The organism is Pseudohaliea rubra DSM 19751 (assembly GCF_000764025.1).
Taxonomy (GTDB): Bacteria; Pseudomonadota; Gammaproteobacteria; order Pseudomonadales; family Halieaceae; genus Pseudohaliea; species Pseudohaliea rubra.
On sequence record NZ_KN234773.1, the window covers coordinates 20,104 to 36,734 of the forward strand.

11 protein-coding genes are annotated in these 16,631 nt (G+C 66.5%); 1 reads left to right on the forward strand and 10 read right to left on the reverse strand.

Translation table 11 applies throughout. From position 1 onward, the window contains the following. Window positions 1–12: 12 nt before the first annotated feature. The 8 genes from HRUBRA_RS10735 to HRUBRA_RS10775 all read right to left on the reverse strand — a co-directional run bounded on the left by HRUBRA_RS10735 (window position 13) and on the right by HRUBRA_RS10775 (window position 12,286). The gene (locus HRUBRA_RS10735; protein ID WP_035517019.1) at window positions 13–1,935 is read right to left on the reverse strand and encodes a glycine betaine ABC transporter substrate-binding protein; all 1,923 of its coding nucleotides are present in this window, start codon (window positions 1,933–1,935) and stop codon (window positions 13–15) included. Continuing rightward, entirely contained in the window at window positions 1,928–3,502 is a 1,575-nt protein-coding gene (locus tag HRUBRA_RS10740) for a BCCT family transporter (RefSeq protein WP_084592598.1), read from the reverse strand. Before HRUBRA_RS10740 ends, HRUBRA_RS10735 begins: the two co-directional genes overlap by 8 nt. 64 nt (window positions 3,503–3,566) lie before the next feature. After that, window positions 3,567–4,943, reverse strand: coding sequence for a YbaY family lipoprotein (locus HRUBRA_RS10745; RefSeq protein WP_084592599.1), 1,377 nt, complete (start codon window positions 4,941–4,943; stop codon window positions 3,567–3,569). A 166-nt stretch (window positions 4,944–5,109) separates the two neighbouring features. Next, on the reverse strand, window positions 5,110–6,678 hold the full coding sequence (locus HRUBRA_RS10750; RefSeq protein WP_201771590.1) for a hypothetical protein: 1,569 nt from the start codon (window positions 6,676–6,678) through the stop codon (window positions 5,110–5,112). 2 nt (window positions 6,679–6,680) lie between these two features. Then, window positions 6,681–7,730 (reverse strand): glutaminase A, encoded by a 1,050-nt coding sequence (glsA, locus tag HRUBRA_RS10760; protein WP_084592600.1) that lies wholly within the window; start codon window positions 7,728–7,730, stop codon window positions 6,681–6,683. 24 nt (window positions 7,731–7,754) lie between these two features. Next, window positions 7,755–8,939 (reverse strand): DcaP family trimeric outer membrane transporter, encoded by a 1,185-nt coding sequence (locus HRUBRA_RS10765; protein WP_084592601.1) that lies wholly within the window; start codon window positions 8,937–8,939, stop codon window positions 7,755–7,757. Then, the gene (locus HRUBRA_RS10770) at window positions 8,936–10,195 is read right to left on the reverse strand and encodes an amidohydrolase family protein (RefSeq protein ID WP_084592602.1); all 1,260 of its coding nucleotides are present in this window, start codon (window positions 10,193–10,195) and stop codon (window positions 8,936–8,938) included. The genes HRUBRA_RS10765 and HRUBRA_RS10770 overlap by 4 nt, the downstream gene beginning before the upstream one ends. 360 nt (window positions 10,196–10,555) lie before the next feature. Then, complete coding sequence (locus tag HRUBRA_RS10775) at window positions 10,556–12,286, reverse strand: amidase family protein (RefSeq protein ID WP_236629849.1); 1,731 nt, start codon at window positions 12,284–12,286, stop codon at window positions 10,556–10,558. Between the two features lie 210 nt (window positions 12,287–12,496). On the opposite strand from HRUBRA_RS10775, the gene HRUBRA_RS14745 reads away from it, so the two are divergent. Continuing rightward, window positions 12,497–13,411, forward strand: coding sequence for an AraC family transcriptional regulator (locus tag HRUBRA_RS14745; protein WP_052094711.1), 915 nt, complete (start codon window positions 12,497–12,499; stop codon window positions 13,409–13,411). A 93-nt stretch (window positions 13,412–13,504) separates the two neighbouring features. Here HRUBRA_RS14745 and HRUBRA_RS10785 read toward each other — a convergent pair whose 3' ends face one another. Next, window positions 13,505–14,632, reverse strand: a complete 1,128-nt coding sequence (locus HRUBRA_RS10785) for a lipocalin-like domain-containing protein (protein ID WP_084592603.1) — start codon at window positions 14,630–14,632, stop codon at window positions 13,505–13,507. An 8-nt stretch (window positions 14,633–14,640) separates the two neighbouring features. Next, window positions 14,641–16,631: FtsX-like permease family protein (locus HRUBRA_RS10790; protein WP_052094712.1), on the reverse strand; the 1,991-nt coding region annotated here is incomplete at its 5' end.

A 16,631-nucleotide genomic window follows, 5' to 3' on the forward strand; every position in this document is an offset into this window, starting at 1 on the left:
TTCCGTGAGCGGCTAGGCCATCGGCTCCCGTAAAGGTCGCAGGAGCAGGAAGGCGAGCCAGCCGAGAAGCAGTACGGCGCTGAGGGCCAGCAGTGACGCCGCCGGCGACGCGTTGAGGGACGCGGGCGGTTGGGGCAGGCGTGGTGCCAGCGCCGGTGCCTGCGGCAGCACCGGATAGATTTCCTCTACCTGTCCCGTTGCGGCGTTGATGCGCTCCACCGCCTGGTCGGTCAGCGGCAGCGCGCGGGGTACAAAGCTTGAGCCCGGTCCCTGGGTCGACAGACGCATTTCGCCCACGGTAGCCGGCCCGGCCAGCACCAGCTGCGTAGCAAGCGTATTGATGGGCTTCGGCAGGCCGGGCAGCTCTCCCTTTATGCCGTTGCCCCGGGCGACAAAGCGCCCGTAATGGTCAGCAGAGAGCTGCGCCGGCTGCAGGTAAGGAAACACAATCCGATTGTTCCGTTGCCCCCAGTTTTCTACCGGCAGCAGGGGCAGGCCGCGCTGCAGCAGCGTGAGTGCGGTCGAGTTCCCCACGGGCTGCATGAGCAGGGCGAGGTCAGCGCCACTGCGGATGAGCGCAGCGGCCAGCGCGGCCGGCGTGTCACCCTCTACGGGTACGAGTTCGGCATCAAGCTGCAGGCCATCGATCAGCGTCTGCGCGGCACGGAAGCCGCTGGAGCCGGCGGAGCCGGTGGCGATTGAGCGAGCGTCAGTGACACGCGTAATGGAGGCGTCGAGGCTGAAGGCATGGAGGAAGCTCGTGCCGATCAGCGCAACGGCCTCGAGACCGCCGCGCAGCGGTGGAAGACCGGTCGCCGGATCGACGGAGCCGGGCGCAAAAAAGGCCGGAGCGCTGACCAGGGCAAGGCGCACGTTTCCCTCCAGCACGGCCCCGAGTGGATCGGCGGAGCGCACCAGGTTGACGTTACTGGCCGGGAAGGACCGGCGGAGCTGCCGCAGCACCGTGCCCGCTTCGCCGTCGGCATTGGCAGAGAGGGACACGGCGAGGCTCAGGGCCTGGCGGTCCCGGCGCCGGTCTTCTCCCTCGATCAGCCCGAGGCGGATCAATTCACTGCGCGCGACGGCTCCCGGGTCCTCGCCGCGCACGGAAACACGGCGGCTGAGCGCCTGCATGCTTTCATTGCTGATGGCGCCGTCGAGGCGCTCGAGCATGGGCCCGAGGGCGGGAAAGCGCTCCAGCGCGGCCTGCCGGTAGAGCAGCGCCGCGTCATAGCGGGGGAAAAAACCGAGATCGTCCTCAAGCACCTTGAGATCGAAAACATCGACCTGGGCATCGCTTGAGTGAACCAGCGCAACGTCGACCCTGCCATCGAGCAGGTAGTCGTAGCTTTTGCTGCCGTCGCGGGTGGGGATTTCCACAACCTCCTCGAAGGCCATGCCGTAGCGTCGCCGGAGGGGGTTCAGCCCATCCACGGGGCGTGCGCGGAACGCCTGGTCCACAGCGATGGCAACGCGGTTCGCAGGGTTCGCCAGGTCCGTGTAGGTGTCTATAGCGAGCGCTCGTGCCCGTTCGTGCAGCATGGCCAGGCCTGGACGACTCTCAAAGCCGAGGGGGGCGCTCCACGCAAGGCCCAGTGGTGCGTAGCGCTCCCGAAGCAGCGCCATGGGCGGCGCCTCGTCGGTGCTCGACGTCTCCGCCAGCCCGAGCAGGGCAAGGCCCGTGCCCGTCTGTTCGGGATAAATATCGATCTCACCTCGCTTCAAAGCTTCCAGCGATAGCCGGCTGCCCCCCAGGCCGATGCGTCGCTGCACCGGGATGCCGCTGGCCTCCGCCAGTCCAGCGACGAGTTCGGCGACGACCTGCTCCTCCGGTGACTGCTTGCCGCCCACCTTGAGCGGCAGCGGATCACCACCGCAGCTGGAAAGCAGGAGACCGAGGCCGAGGGACCGTCCAAGAATGCGAAGCTTAACCATGGTGAGAAGCCTCCAGTGTTGCGGGGGCGGGGGACAAAGGCTGTGCCTGCCGGTCCCCCGGGCGCTGCTCCGCCCGAATGGCCCGGAGAAAACCGACGACCTGCACCAGCAGCACCACGGAAAAGGGAATTGCACCGGTGACGGCCATGGCCTTGGCGACTTCAACAGAGCCGCTAAAGAGGGTCGCCACGGTGAGCACGGCAACCAGCGAGCCCCACACCAGCTTGTAGCCCAGCGGCGGATTCAGGCTGCCCTTGCTGGTCATCATCGACAGCACAAAACTGCCCGAGTCTGCCGAGGTGACCAGAAAGATAAAGATAAGAAACAGGGCCACGAAACCCAGCAGCTGCCCCAGCGGGAAGAAGTCGAGAAAGACGAAGAAGGCCCGGCTTACATCCTGAGACACCAGCTCGGCGATGCCACCGCCACCGAAAAGCTCGATGAAGACCCCCGCCCCGCCGAGCACCGCGAACCAGAACAGGGAAAAGAGCGTGGGCACGATGATCACGCCGGCGCAGAACTCGCGGATGGTCCGGCCGCGGCTGATGCGTGCGATGAAGATGCCGACAAAGGGCCCCCAGGCCAGCCACCAGATCATATAGGTGAGCGTCCAGCTTGCGGTCCATTCCTGCAGCCCCTCAAAAGGCAGCAGCTGGAAGGCGAGACGGGGCAGGTTGGTGAGATAGCTGCCGAGGGAGTCGACCAGCGTTTCAAAAATAAAGGCCGTGGGCCCGAGGGCGGCGATGTACAGGACCATGAGCACCGCGACGACCATGTTGATATTGGAGAGCAGCTTGATACCCCGGTCGACGCCGACGGCGGTTGAGGTCATGTAGGTCGCGTACATCACGGCGACGATAGCGAGCGACATGCCAAAGCTGAGCGGTGTGCCGAGCAGTTCGCCGAGCCCCGCCCGGATCTGCAGTGCGCCCATGGTCAGGGAGCCGGCCAGGCCGAAGACCACGGCAAAAACCCCGAGCACATCCGCTACCTGCCCGAAGCGGCGTCCGCCGCGGCCGGGAAAGAGCGCCTCGATCGGCGTCGAGATCAGAGGTTTCTTGTCTCTGCGGAAAGTGAAGTAGGCAATGACCATGGCACAGACGCCGTAAATCGACCAGGCATGCAAACCCCAATGCAGATTGGTCAGCAGGAAGGCGGCCCGTGCCGCCTCTGCCGTCTCCCCGGGGATGCCCGGCGGGTCCCGGAAGTGGTACAGCGGCTCGGCGACACCCCAGAAGATCAGGCCGGCGCCCATGCCGCCGGCAAAGAGCATGGCGATCCAGGAAACGGTGGAGAATTCCGGCTCCTCGTCATCGCGCCCGAGCTTGACCCGGCCGTAGGGTCCCAGGGCCAGAAAGGTGGCGAGGATCAGGAAGCCGGTGCTGATAAGAAGCCAGAACCAGCCCAGCTCCGTGAGCATGAAGCGCGTGAAGCCCAGGGTGCTTTCGCTCATGCCCTCCGGGTCAAGGAGGCCCCAGCCACCAAAGGCTGCAACCAGAGCCAGCGCCCCGGAAAAGACGCTGTTGCCGGCCAGCAGCCCTGTGATATTTCCTGTTGTGATCTTCATGGCCGAACCCCGCTCAGCGTTGTGGTTAATGCCAGCTGCCCCGCCTTTTCATGCGCTGCACTGCTCACTGGAGCGCAACCGCTTCGAAGCGAAGGCGCAGCTTGCCGTCCTGGTCCAGTAATTCGAGATGCCTGCCCATGATCCGGTAGTGCGCCACCTGCTCCAGCACGCCATGCAGCCGTACGGCCTGTTCCATTCCTGTCGGACAGGCCATCCGCGTTGCCGCGATGGTACCGAGGGTCATGCGCCTGCCGTCCACGTCGTAGCGCCCGCTCAGCCGGTTGCAGCCGTCGGAACCGGTCAGCCGCCCGTCCTCGCGAAACACCAGGTGCGGTTCACGCTGGTTTTCCGCCCGGCTGACCCCCTGGTCTTCAAGGAGGGTCAGGCGCCAGTAGCTGTTTCTGAGGTCCGCGAGACGGATCGGTTCCGGGCAGTCCAGCTCGGGCCAGATGCCGATGAAGCGCTCGGGCACCAGCGTCCAGACAGGATCGGGGCCCTCCATGGGCATCCGCTTTGTGATCCGGCCCTCGAGGCTGACCCGCAGCGCGTCGCCCGGTGTCTTGCGGGTTTCAAGGTAGGCCTGTTCGAGGGCGGCATTGTCGCCTTCCGTCGCCACCGCCAGGTCGAGGCCCGTGCGACACTCGCGGAAACGGCCGGCATCGGCCAGGTAGCGGTACTTGCCCCCCAGCAGACCGCTGGGTTCCAACGGCTGCGGAGTCGGCTGTCGCGTCAGGCTGTAATTCAGCTCGGAGTCGATGGCGTCACCGTCGCGGTCGAGCAGCGTCAGCGTGTCCGGCGCGGTCAGCGCGAAGCGCAGCGGCGCTTCGCGCCCGCCATGCAGGGAGAGTTGATCGCCGTGGGAGGACAACAGGTAGCGCCCCAGGTCATCGAAGGGACCGCCGTCGCGGTCCTGGTAGCTTTGGCGCAGAAAGAATACGCCGTTTTCCAGGAGGTTCAGCTGCATGTCGATGCCCGGACAATCCGCGCAGGGCAAGGTCCCCGCGTAGGTCGCGGGCAGCGCGCCAAAGGGTTGCTCCGGCGCCGATCGAGCGCGTTTCATCATCAGCCTGACCGAGGAGGGTGCATCGCGGGTAAGCACCGGATAGACCTGATCCGTGACGAACAGCAGCCGCTCTCCGTCATAGAGCCTCACGGCCACACGATAGCTGTGCCTCGGGTCAATGTCTGCGGGGTTGTAGTCGATGCTGAAGGCATAGGGTGGCTGCCCCGCATCCTCCCTCACCAGCTCGCCGAGACGCACGGCCGGCGCGTCCGCGCGACTGATATCCTCCAGCACGACCTCGAGCCTAGCACCGGGCGGCGCCGCGATCCGTTCCCGGTAGAGCGCCTCTCCCGTGACCTGCGCCCGCTGTGCTTCAGGCGCTACTGACGCACAGCCGGCCAGAGCCAGCATGGCAAGAATCATTCCCTGAATTCTCATAGTGAGGTGTCCTCTCAGCCACTCAGGTTTGTTTTTCCGGCTGCCCGGCGAAGGCAGACGACACCATAGCCGGCAACAGGACTACGCCGGCCGGTACGCGCCGGGCGCTACACATCGCCACCTGCCCGGGAGCCATCACAGCAACGCGATTGTCGCAGGTGGCGTGTCAGAACATCAGCTCCAGGTTGGTGTGCAGCACCACGCCGTTTCCGCCCAGGGCGAAGGGGACGCTGCTGTAGCCTACGGGAGAGTCATTCAGGTACAGCAGCTCCGTATTGACGCGGAACAGGCGGCATTCCTTCGGATACCAGTTCAGGCCCACGGCGAGATCCCAGGGGTTGCCGTATTCGCCGAAGACCTTCGAGCCGGCGGCGTAGGCCTGGAGTTTGCGGGGCAGCAGCATGCTGCCGAGCTGCAGCTGGAACCCGTGATCGAACAGGTCGTTGACGGGAGTGTCGCCGACGGTCGACAGGCTGTCGATGACGCGCCAGTAGTACTCGCCCTCCAGAGACCAGCCGCGATACTTGTAGCCGGCATCCACCGCCGCCATGCGGTAGGTGGCGCGGTTGACCTGGCCGTCGGTCGCGAAAGCTCCCGGCTGGAACAGCAGCGTGCCGTCGGAGAGCCGCAGCTGGGCGTTCTCAATGGCTTCCGTACCCGGCTGGGTCTGGCGATCCTCGCGCGAGTGGGTGAAGTGCACGCCGAAGGTCGTGACCGGCTCCTCGTGGTGTTCGAAGTCGCCGTAGCCGCCGGCGGGGCCGTACTCGCCCTGCGGTGTCCACCACAACGCCCCGGAGACTGTGTTCAGCTCGTCGTCCAGCTGGTCGGCATTGATGCCCACCTGACTGAGGTTGTTGCCGATCATCACGCGGTAGTTCAGGTTGTTCTCGAAGGCGCCGGCCGCCCACAGGCCCGAGGTATAGCTGGGGCGAAAGAACTCGTCGGCAATGGTGCGGTTGTCGACCTTGTTCCAGAAGGGGAAAGTCCCGCGCACGCTGCGTGTGCCGGGCAGGCCGCCGATCCCCATGCCCACGTCCAGTTCCGGGGAGAACTCGTAGCTCAGGTTGCCGGCGATAACTACCGAGGCCGGATCGCCCTGGTTGGCGTTCGAGGTCCAGCTGTAGAAGTTGTAGCGGAAAGCCGGGTCGAACAGCCAGCCCTTGAAGTACAGGTTGATCTTGTTGAGCTGAAAGTCGTTGCGCTGATCAATCGTGCGTTCGCGCCCGAAGGCATCGACATAGCTGTCGTCGAGATCCTGCTGGTTCAGATAGCGCACGTAGGCCCAGGCACTGAAGTTCAGGTCACCCTGGGGCGTATCCACGAGCTTGAAGCCCTGGCCGCCGGGTTGGAAAACGCCGTAGCCGCTGTCTCCGGAGCCTGTGTCCATGGCTGGCGGCGTGCGTAGCCCCGCGTTCAGCGCAGAGGCGCTGCGTGTTGCTACCGTGTCCCCGGGCACGGCACCCGGAGCCACTGGCAGCTCCTCAAGTTGCCGGCCCGCTGTCCTTTCACGCCCGCCGGCCCGGCTCTCCAGTTCCCTGATGCGCGCATCGCGTTCGGCGAGCTCGCTTTCCAGCACCTGCTGGCGCCGTTCCAGGGCCTCGAGACGGTCGAGGATCCGTTGGGCATGGGGCAGCGTCTCGTCGGCAGCCGAAACACTGCAGGCGAGCAGCGGTGCGGCAGCCAGCGCAAGCAGGCGCTGCGCGGGCCGGCGTTGTTGCTGTGGCCGTAACAACATGGTCAGCGGGCCCCGACGGGCTCGACCTCGTAGGGGTTGCCGCCCAGCTTCTGCGAGATGTAGTCGATGGCTGCCTGCGCCTTGACGCTGTTGCCGGCCGGGTCCAGGGGCGGTGCGATGGCCGCAAGGCCGAAGTTGCCCGGTGATACCGCGACGATGCCGCCACCAACGCCACTCTTGGCCGGCAGTCCGGTGCGGTACAGCCACTTGCCGGCGTCGTCATAGAGCCCGGCGGTGGCCATGATGGCGAGCACTTCCGGGACGTTCTCCGCGGTCATGACCGTCTCGCCAGTGACGGGGTTCAGCCCGGCGTTGGCCAGGGTGCCGGCCATGATGGCGAGATCCCGGGCGTTGACGTTGATGGAGCACTGTTCCGTATAGATGTCGGTGGCACGATCCGGGTCAACCTCGATATGGCCGTAGGCGTACATGAGTCGGCCGATGGCCTGGTTGCGCTGGTTGGTGGCCGCTTCCGACTCGTAGACAGGCTCATTGACTGCGAGCTTGCGGCCGGCGAAGCGGGCGTGGAAGTCGAGGATGCGCCGCCAGATCTCGTCGCGGGAAGCCCCGGAAACCCGGCTCGTGGTGGCAATGGCCCCGGCGTTGACCATGGGGTTCATTTCCGCGCCGCGGTGCTGTTCCACGGCGACGATGGAGTTGAAGACCTGGCCGGTGGCATCGACACCGACGCCTTCCGGCGCGAAGCTGACCCCCTGCTCCTCCATGACCAGGGCCATGGTGAACACCTTGGAGATCGACTGGATGGACACTTCGGCTTCGACGTCACCGGCGGTGAACACGCGCCCATCCGGCGTGACCAGGGCGATGCCGAAAATGTCCGGATCCACCTCTGCGAGCGCCGGAATGTAGTCCGCGTTGGCGCCTTCCTCAAGGCCCGCAAAGGCATCGAGGGCCTCGTCCAGGACATTCTGGATCTCACGATCCGCCATCGTTGCCACGTCTGCCGCCTGCAGCGGCGTGCTCAGGGCCAGGGCCAGCAAGGACGCACTGGCTGTACGCCAGAGCGAAGCGGGAAAAGTGTGTCTAAGCATCTGCATTCTCCGTGGAAAGCTGAATCAGAAGTTGAATTTGAAGGAAAACTGAACGCGGGTGTCGGTGCCTTCGGCGCCATCTTTCAGGCCGAGGGCGCCGTGCAGCAGCTCGGCACCGACGGTGATGTTCTCTGCCGGGTGATGGAGCAGATTGACGAGGCCGTAGTCGAGGGTCTCGGAAGCTGTGTCGCGCTGGCCGTCGGTATTGTCCAGCTCTGCGCGGCTCCAGCCGATGGAGGAGCTCCAGGCATCGCTCCACCAGCGGTCGTAGAAGAGCAGCCAGCTGACGACGGGTACGGTGGTGGCGCGCAAACTCTCTTTGGGCGCCAGGTCGATACCGCCGTCGTTGAGGTAGTTGCCGATGCCCTCGCCTGCGGCAAGCTGCCAGAGCACCCGGTCCCGACCGACGGTGTTCAGCGTGCCGGAAAGGTTGACCCCGTAGCCGACCTCCTCCCCGGAGAAGTAATTCCCGGAGAGGTCGTCCGAGGCCTCGAAAGCGACCTGCCGGAGAATGACGGCCGCCTGGAAGTGCCCCCAGGGCTGCTGAATACGCCAGTGGGCGGTGAGGTCGGGCAGTTCCTCCTTGCTGCGCACGTTCAGGTTCGGTGAAACATCGGGTACCTTGCCGGAATCGATGCCCGCCGAGGGCGACTCCAGGGCGATGGCGATGCGCTGCGTGTCCGTGGACACCGGTGTCCAGCGCGCCTGGATGTTGCGAAAGAACATCATCCCGGACGGGCCCCAGTAGTCGATGGAGTTCGGGAACACGTCCCCGTCCATGAACACGGAGTTGGTCTGCCCGAAGCCGAACTCGTTGATGGTCGCCCAGGCATGGCGCAGCCGCGGCGTGATCTTGCCGGCATCGGTACCGACGCCGAACAGCTCGAATTCGAGCTTGGTCTTGATGTCACCGATAGCCGTAGGGACCGTGGCATCCATGCCATAACGTGTCTGCCTGATCCCGAAGATCAGCTCCCCATCGGAGCCGCAGCCGGCGTCGCCGGGGCAGTTCACGGGAATCTGTGACACCCGCAGCGTGTCGTTGCCGTCCGGCGCCAGGCGATCGAAGTCGTAGATCATGTCGAGCATGACGTGGCCGTAAAAATCCAGTTCGACCTCCTGTGCCGCTGCCGGCAGGGTCGCTCCCAGCAGCAGGGCACAGCCGTAGAGCCGGTTGAGCCTGCCCCGATCTCTGCTTGCGTTGTTCATGGTTTTCCCTCGTTGTTGCTGCCCCTGTTGTCCGGAGCATGCGAAGTGGCTTTCAGCTTCTCCTCGTGCCTGCCTGCGTCACACAGCGCAGGCGCGTGGTAAGGAAGATCCATCAGGCGGAAATAGTTCTCGCCGAGGGCGACGTTGCGAAAGGCCCGGTCGTCGAGAAAGCGCAGCACCCGGGAGGTCACCTCGAGTTCGCGCGCATAGTCATCGAAGCCCTTGCTGCCGGCGGCGACGAAGTCCGAGCCGGCAAGGAGGCGATCGGAGTAGTCGTTGAAAAAGTCGACGAAGATGTCGCCCCAGCGGTGGTAGGCGTTGAAGAGCACGTCCCAGGAGATGTCGAGCATGAGCCCCGGGTAGCGATCCAGGCGTTCCCGCATGAGCGCGACGTGCTCAACGGGATCCATGGTGGTCAGTTCCTTCGATAACCCCATGTGCGCCCAGACAATGGCGTTAGCCGGATAGGACGCGAGAATGTGGTCCATGAGGAACAGAAAAGCGGTCGGCTCGTCGTCGTTGCCGAGGTCCGCGTGCAGGGTCAGGGGAATCCCGCGTTCACGGAGCAGCGCCATGAACGGCGCCCAGGCGTCAATGGCCGCAAGGGTTGCCGGTTCGTGACCATTGCCCACGAGGGCCTGCTTGATCACGTTGACTTCACCGGCCCAGGTGAACATGCCCGGGTATTCGCGGTCGTAAAGCTCGACGAGCGACAGCAGGTCCTCCGGCTGCGCAAGATCCATGAAGGTCATGGACAGAGTGATATGCAGGTCATCGTTCGGATAGGCCGCGACGTCCATGCCGTTGACAAAGTCGTTCTTGACCGAGGGTTTCGCCGGGACGCCCGCACAGTCGAGGTAGTAGCTGCAGCCGGCGTCGAGCGCCAGCACCTGGCCGATGCCGAAGTAGTTGACAAAGCGCACCCCCAGCCGGTCGAAGTAGCTGAAAAGTTCTTCCGGCGGGATGGCCGCTCCGCCGAAGGGGCGCGGGTGGAAGTGTGCATCCACGACGGGCGTGTAGGGCTCCCTGCCGCGGTCGTAGCAGGCCTGTTCGGCGGGCGGACGCGCAAAGGAAGCCAGGCTCCGCGCTGCAGTGCTGTCCCGGGAGGTCGATTTCTCAGCGGCTGGAGGCACGGCTGCACAGCCCGCGAGGAGCAGGAGCCCGAGTACCGACAAAAGCCCCCCGGTGCCTGGCGGGCGTCGCGACTGCCGGCGCTCCGGGGAGTCTGCCGCCCCGGGGAAGGTTGTCTGCTGCATGCTCCCGCCCGCTGATTGCCTGGATAGCTGGCCGAGGCCGGGCTTCTTGCTGAGCCGTTTTCCCCGCGCAATATGAACCGGCAAGCCTGTCACGGACCGTCGACAAGGCTTCCCCTGGCTGTTTTGGTTCTGGTGCCCGGGCGCGTGTGAAAAGCCGATAGCTTCAAGGCACCCGAAGCGCCGGGGAGCATAGGTACCGACCGCAAGGGCCGAAAGCAGCAAAAGTGCAAAAAAACGCGCTGGAGCGTTGGCTCAGGGGCAGCGCGGCGCCAGGAGCGCGCTGCTGCTTTACGGCGAGCACCTCGTCCACGTGGGCCGCCAGCACCGCCAGGCAGAGCAGCAGGCCCCCTCGCGCCAGCCTCACGGCAGCGCCGGCGCCCTGCGCGTCTGCGTCGCCTGCTCAAAGGCATAGGCCAGGGTCAGCAGGCGCGGCTCGCTGCAGCCGGTACCGGCGAAGGTGACGCCGAAGGGCATCGGCTTCGCTTCGAAGTCCGCCGGGAGCGGCGGGTCCAGAACGTTGGGGACTTCACCGAAGGGCACACTGACGGCGGGGTAGCCGGCCTTGTTGATGATATTCTCGCCGCGCCAGGCTGGCATGAGCAGGGCATCGAGGTCGTGCCGCTCGAGCGCCGCGTCGATCCCTTCGTCGCGCGACAGGCGCCGGTCTTTCTGGCGGTCTGCACGCCACCGGCTCCGGTCTGCGGTGAGCTCCATCTCGTCCGAGATGTCCAGCTGCGCCTGGCCATAGCGGATGGCGCCCTGCGCTTCCCGGGAGCGATTGAACCGGCGCAACCCGGTGAGCGACGCAACCGGTGCTGTTGTGCCGAGGCTGCTCAGCCACTGGTTGAAGTCCCGCTTCATGCCGTACTTCATGACCGTCGAGCAGTTCGCGTCGCCGCCCTTGCCCTGGCCCAGGTCGTAGCAGTTGCCGAAGAGCAGCTGATTGGCCTCCGGATCCGGGCTGACGGTACTCGGGATCGGTGCCGGATCGACGATAACGGCGCCCTCCTGCTCGAGCACCGCTATTGCCCGCCGCATGGTGGCGGCTTCTGCCGCTGTCAGACCGCCTCGCGGCGCCTCGCTACCGGGGGGGGCGACCGGCTCGTAGAAAAACGGCCGGGGAATGCCGATTCGCGCGCCGGCGAGCCCATCTCGCCGGAGCAGGGTCGCTGCCGCGGATGCCGGGAGTGGTGGACAGACGCCCGTGGCCGGGTCCTTCGGATCGGTGCCTTCCATGGCGGCGAGCAGCGCTGTGGCGTCGGCCACGTACTTCGCCATGGGACCGGCGGTATCCTGCTCGGCGGTAATCGGTATGATGCCATGGCGGCTGAGCCGGCCCACGGTGGGCTTGATGGCGACCAGCATGGTGTTGTTCGCCGGAATCTGCAGCGAGCCCGAGGTCTCCGTGCCCACATTGGCAGCCCAGAAGTTGGCGGCGGTGCCGGTGCCGGAGCTGGAACCGCCGCTGTCCAGTACGCCGCGACCGTCGTTGCAGCAGGGTCTTGGGTCGGGCCGCGGATCGTAGGGATTGCGGCTGTGCCCGAGAATGGCGTTGTAGCCGTTGGGCATACCGGTGGCGACCCAGTTGGCCAGCTCGGTGAGCGTGGTTTTGGCGATGATGATGGCGCCTGCCTCGCGCAGGCGCCGCACGATTGTCGCCTCATAGGGCGCGGTGTAGTCGGCAAAGGCCAGTGCGCCACCGGTCGTGGGCATGTCTGTGGTCAGAATGTTGTCTTTCAGCGCAATCGGTATGCCATGGAGCGGGCCCCGAAGCCGCCCTGCGGCCCGCTCCAGATCGAGTTTGGCAGCAATCCTTGGGGCCTGGGGGTTGATGGCCAGGGTCGCACGGAGCGTCGCATCATAACGCTCGATGCGAGCCAGATAGGCCCTGACCAGCGACTGTGCGCTTGCGCGGCCGTCCCGCATGGCTTCCTGCATGTCTTCGAAGCTGGCTTCTACCACGTCGAAGGAAGCCTGCTCGTTTGTGTTGCCCGCTGCATTTGCACCTGCGCTTGATTGCTCACTACCGCAACCGTGCTGTAGCAGCAGTGCGGTGATCAGTAGTCCATGGCTGAACAGGCTTCTGGGCATATTCACGACAGCAGTTTCCTCATGACGTCGGGTCCGTTAGGCGGGGGGCCATTGAAAAGACCGGGCTGCGCAAGGCACCGGAGCCGCGGTGCCTACCGGTCTCAAAGAGTCTAGACTTGCGGTTTTGCACCGCACAGTATGAAAAGTGCAAAATCAGAGGCTGCCGGGCAGCGCGGGCCACCGGCCCGGCACCGGTGAGCGGGGGGCGTATTGAACCAGGCATATACCAGCACCAGCGGGAGCGTCGAGGAATTCGAGCAGCGGCTTGCTTCGCTCCTCGACGTCGAGTGCACCCAGTCGGCTGCAGGTCCTGCGAGCATTTCTTTCAGTGCGCGACAGGTGTGCGGTTCCCTGGTTTACTCGACCTGTTCCAGCCAACGCTTACTGCTCCGCGGGGAGCGGTCCCGGCACTGGTGGACGCTGGCGCCGGTCTCGGACCCGCGAGATGGTGCCTCTGCTCAGGGGCGCAGCCTCCGGCGGGGGGAATTACTGCTCCTGAACCCCGGGGGGGAGGCTTTTCAGCAGCTGGCGCCGGACCATCGGCAGTACGCTATTTCCATGCCCGTCGATACGGTCCGGGACATCATCGAGCATGAGCATCACCGTCCTGCGGACCATTACCTCGCCACTTGGGGTGCACTGCGCCTGGGGAGCCGCGTCGACGAGTTGACCCGAAAGCTCGCCGCAAGCCTTTTTGCTCGTGTTGATCACAATAGGGACGAGTTCGCCGGCGACGTCCTCGCTGTCGTCCTGGCGGGCGGGGCGCCGCAGCCCATGCGAGCGCCGATGCTGCGCCGGCGACGCATCGTGTCGCAAGCTGAAGAGCTGATAAGAAGCAGGCTGCATGACCCGCCTTCCATTACGGAGCTCTGCGTCGCGACCAACGCGACCCGGCGAACGCTGTTCTATGCGTTTACATCCTTGCTCGGCCGCTCTCCGAAGCAGCACACCAAGCTCCTGCGCCTGCATACAGCGAGGCGCCGCTTCCTGCAAAGCCCCGAGGCACTGCCCGTGCGGGTTGTGGCGGAAGAGCTTGGCTTCTGGTACCCGGGTTTGTTTGCAGCGGAGTACCGTCAGCTCTTCGGCGTACTACCGAGCGAAACAGCAGCCGCTGGAAAGCGGTAGCGCCCGCGTGTTCTGCGCCCGCAGCTTCCCGCTGCAGGCCCGCTTCAGTCCTCTGCAGCGCCGCTCGGCGGACATGACCGAAAGGCGCTGTTTTCAGGAGTCGTAGCCGGTCATTTCCAGGTAGCCCCGGCCGGCCGCCGCGCCGCTTTCCGCCGCGCGCACCTCGACAGCACCTTCCCAGTAGCGTACCGCCGTGGCCATTTCCTGGTCATCGACCGCCGCCTCGATGCGGAGGTCCAGGCTCGCCCCGGGCACCTGCAGTCGCCAGGCTACCGGGTAGCGCACGCCGCTCTCGGCCTGCCACCAGCGCGCCGGTTCCAGGCTGAACGCATCGGCGGAGAGGGGCTGCCGGCGGCCGTCGGCGCCAAGGAGCAGGCCGGCGCTGTGCCGGTCGCGGCTGCCGTCTTCTCTCCGCAGCTGGTAGAGCATCAGGTCGTCGCCGCTGGCCAGCTGCAGGGAGAACCAGTCCCAGCCCGCCTGACCCTCGCCGAGGGCGCTGGTGCTCCACTCCCGGTCCAGCCAGGAAAGCCCCGTTACGGCGTACTGCTCTTCGCCTACGGTGAGTGTCCCGGTGGTGGTCAGCCGCGTGATCGAATAATAGTAGGACGCATTGCCGGTCTCGGCGCTTTTCTGACTGAGGCCGCCGTCCCCCTGCAGCACCGGTTCCCGCTGTGGCTCCAGGGTGAAGACCAGGGTGAAGTCTCCGGCGTCGATGGACAGCTGCCAGGGGAAGGTGCCCCCGTCGCCTCCTGCCAGGGTCCAGTCCTCCAGCCAGACCCGGAAGGGCTCGCTCTGCTGCCCGGCGAGGCCCAGGGCGTCGCGGGCGAAGCGCTCCCGGTGCCAGTGACGGCCGGCATCGATAGCGGTGAGGGCGCTATGGGCCATCCACAGTTGCTGCGTCGCCCAGGCCGAGGCCCGGGGCGGCGCCGGCGGTGCCAGGGCGATGCGGAAAAAAGTCACCTGGTAGCCGAAACGCTCGCCGTTTGCAGCCGTCAGCTGACCCGTGAAATACCACCACTCGTTGCGGAAGGCCGGGTGCGCGTTGTGATCCGCCGGGAAGTCGAACTGCCGCGGCGCGTTGGCGCGGGCAAAGCCTGCCGTGGCGTCGCCCCCGAGCGCGCTTGCCACGTCAAGGCCGGTTGTGGTCTCGCGATCGCCGCAGCCGGCAAGCAGGAGCAGGGCCAGGAGCGGCGGGGCGAGGCGTCTCGGAGAGTACGTCATGGGGCATTTCATGGCGCGTACAGCGCCTCGCGCAGGTCGCCGGCGGCAAGGTGTCGTGCCGGCCACAGGGCGGCGAGGGCGGCGGCGATGACCGCGAGCAGCAGCGAGTGGAGGATGATGGCGGGATCGATGCGCGTGGCCAGGGTCCAGCCGAAGGAGCGCCGGTTGATGACGTCGATAAGGAGCACCGACAGCGCACCGCCCAGCGGCAGGGCCAGCAGGCCGGCGAGCAGCCCGCTGCTGCCGGCCTGGGCCAGCACCAGGCCCAGGAGCTGCCGGGGCGTCATGCCCGTGGCCCGGAGCACGGCGAACTCGCGGCTGCGCTCGAGGAACAGGGCCATGAGGGCGCTGAGGATGCCGACGAAGGCAACGATGATCACCAGGGCGCGCAGCACCTCCGTGATGACAAAGGTGCGGTCGAAGATCGCCAGGGAGCGATCGCGGATCATGTGGTTGGCATTGACCTCGAGGTCCAGCCCCTCGCCATCGCCGAGAGCGAGGATTTGCGCGCGCAGCGCGCGCGGGTCGGCCTCCGGGGCCAGGGTCAGGGCGATGCTGGACAGTGTCCGGTCGGACCAGTGGGCCTCGTAGCGTGACCGGGGCAGGACCGCGGCGCCGTAGGAGCTGGCGTAATCCCGATAGATGCCGCGTACGGGCAGCGTCAATCCGCCCTCGGGGGTACCCAGGACCGCGGTGCTGCCCACCGTGAGCCCCCGCCGCCGGGCCAGGGGCTCTGACACCAGAATGCCGTCACCCGTGGCGAGCGTCTCCGTCACCGTTGCCGGGCCGGCGATGAGTTCGAAGCTGCGCGCGGTGATGGCATTGGCGCCGACCACCAGCACCCGGATCGGCTCGCCATCGATGCGCAGCGTGCGCTGGCGCGCCGCGGACACCGCCGCCACGCCGGGCAGGGCGGTGAGCCGGTCGCGCCAGGCCGGGGCCAGCTGTTCTCCATCACCCGCCAGGTAGACGTAGAGGTCGCCCTGCAGCGTCGTGTCCAGCCAGTCGGCTACGCTGCCACGGAAGGAACTGATCATGATGGCGACCCCGACCGTGGCGGCCACGGCCACCGTCAGCGCGGTGATCGCCGGTGCCGTTCGCGGCAGGGCACTCTGGACCCCGCGCAGGGCCAGGGCCCGATCCGCCCGGCCACCGCGGGGCAGCAAGCTCAGCCCGGTGGCGAGGAGCCCGCGCAGGAGCGCAGGGCAGAGGAGGGCATAGCCGGCGATGAGAAGAAAGAGGGCCGTAAAGCCGGCCACCAGTGAGGCTCCTGATGCGGCCAGGAGCAACGGGCAGGCCACGAGCAGGGCGAGGCCCGCGAAGGTCACGGCCCAACGCTGTCGGGCCGACGGCGTCCCGGCAGCGCGGGCCAGGCTGGCGGGTTCCGTGCGCGCCGCGTCCCGCGCGGGTATGAGCGTGGCGGCAAGCACGGCACCGAGGGTCACCCCGAGGGCGACGAGCAGCTGTCCCGGCGCGAGGTCCGGCCGGGCGGGCTCGATGGTCACATAGAGGTCGGAGACGGTCCTGGCGACCAGCGTGAGCAGCGCCTGACCCAGCACAAGCCCGAGGACGATGCCGAGGAGCCCCCCAACCAGGCCGAGGGTGCCGGCCTCCAGGAGCAAGCGCCGGAACAGCTGCCGTGGCGTTGTGCCGACCATGCGGAGCACCGCGAAGGTCGGCCGCCGCTGCACCACGGCGAAGGCCATGGTGTTGTAAACGAGAAAGGCGCCGACAAGCATTGCGAGGCCGCTCATGGCCAGCAGGTTGGTACGGAAGGCGCCGGTCATGGCGTCGAAGGTCTCGCGCTGGTCCGCATAGCGCACGAGCTCGACCCCCGCGGGCAGGGTCTGCCGCAGGGCGGCGGCGTCGCCGGGCTCTAGGCGGAGCTGGATACGATCGAGCTCGCCAACCCGACCGGCGAGCTCCTGGAGCGTCGCGATGTCTGCCAGCACGGCATCGCCGAGCCAGTCGCCGGGGCCGGCAGTGAAGTGGGCGAGGG

What these genes read in the sequence shown, in the direction of transcription:
- HRUBRA_RS10735 (WP_035517019.1), bottom strand. Translation starts at nt 1,935, where the DNA reads ATGGTTAAGCTTCGCATTCTTGGACGGTCCCTCGGCCTCGGTCTCCTG.
- HRUBRA_RS10740 (WP_084592598.1), bottom strand. Translation starts at nt 3,502, where the DNA reads ATGAAGATCACAACAGGAAATATCACAGGGCTGCTGGCCGGCAACAGC.
- HRUBRA_RS10745 (WP_084592599.1), bottom strand. Translation starts at nt 4,943, where the DNA reads ATGAGAATTCAGGGAATGATTCTTGCCATGCTGGCTCTGGCCGGCTGT.
- HRUBRA_RS10750 (WP_201771590.1), bottom strand. Translation starts at nt 6,678, where the DNA reads ATGTTGTTACGGCCACAGCAACAACGCCGGCCCGCGCAGCGCCTGCTT.
- glsA (WP_084592600.1), bottom strand. Translation starts at nt 7,730, where the DNA reads ATGCTTAGACACACTTTTCCCGCTTCGCTCTGGCGTACAGCCAGTGCG.
- HRUBRA_RS10765 (WP_084592601.1), bottom strand. Translation starts at nt 8,939, where the DNA reads ATGAACAACGCAAGCAGAGATCGGGGCAGGCTCAACCGGCTCTACGGC.
- HRUBRA_RS10770 (WP_084592602.1), bottom strand. Translation starts at nt 10,195, where the DNA reads ATGCAGCAGACAACCTTCCCCGGGGCGGCAGACTCCCCGGAGCGCCGG.
- HRUBRA_RS10775 (WP_236629849.1), bottom strand. Translation starts at nt 12,286, where the DNA reads ATGCCCAGAAGCCTGTTCAGCCATGGACTACTGATCACCGCACTGCTG.
- HRUBRA_RS10785 (WP_084592603.1), bottom strand. Translation starts at nt 14,632, where the DNA reads ATGACGTACTCTCCGAGACGCCTCGCCCCGCCGCTCCTGGCCCTGCTC.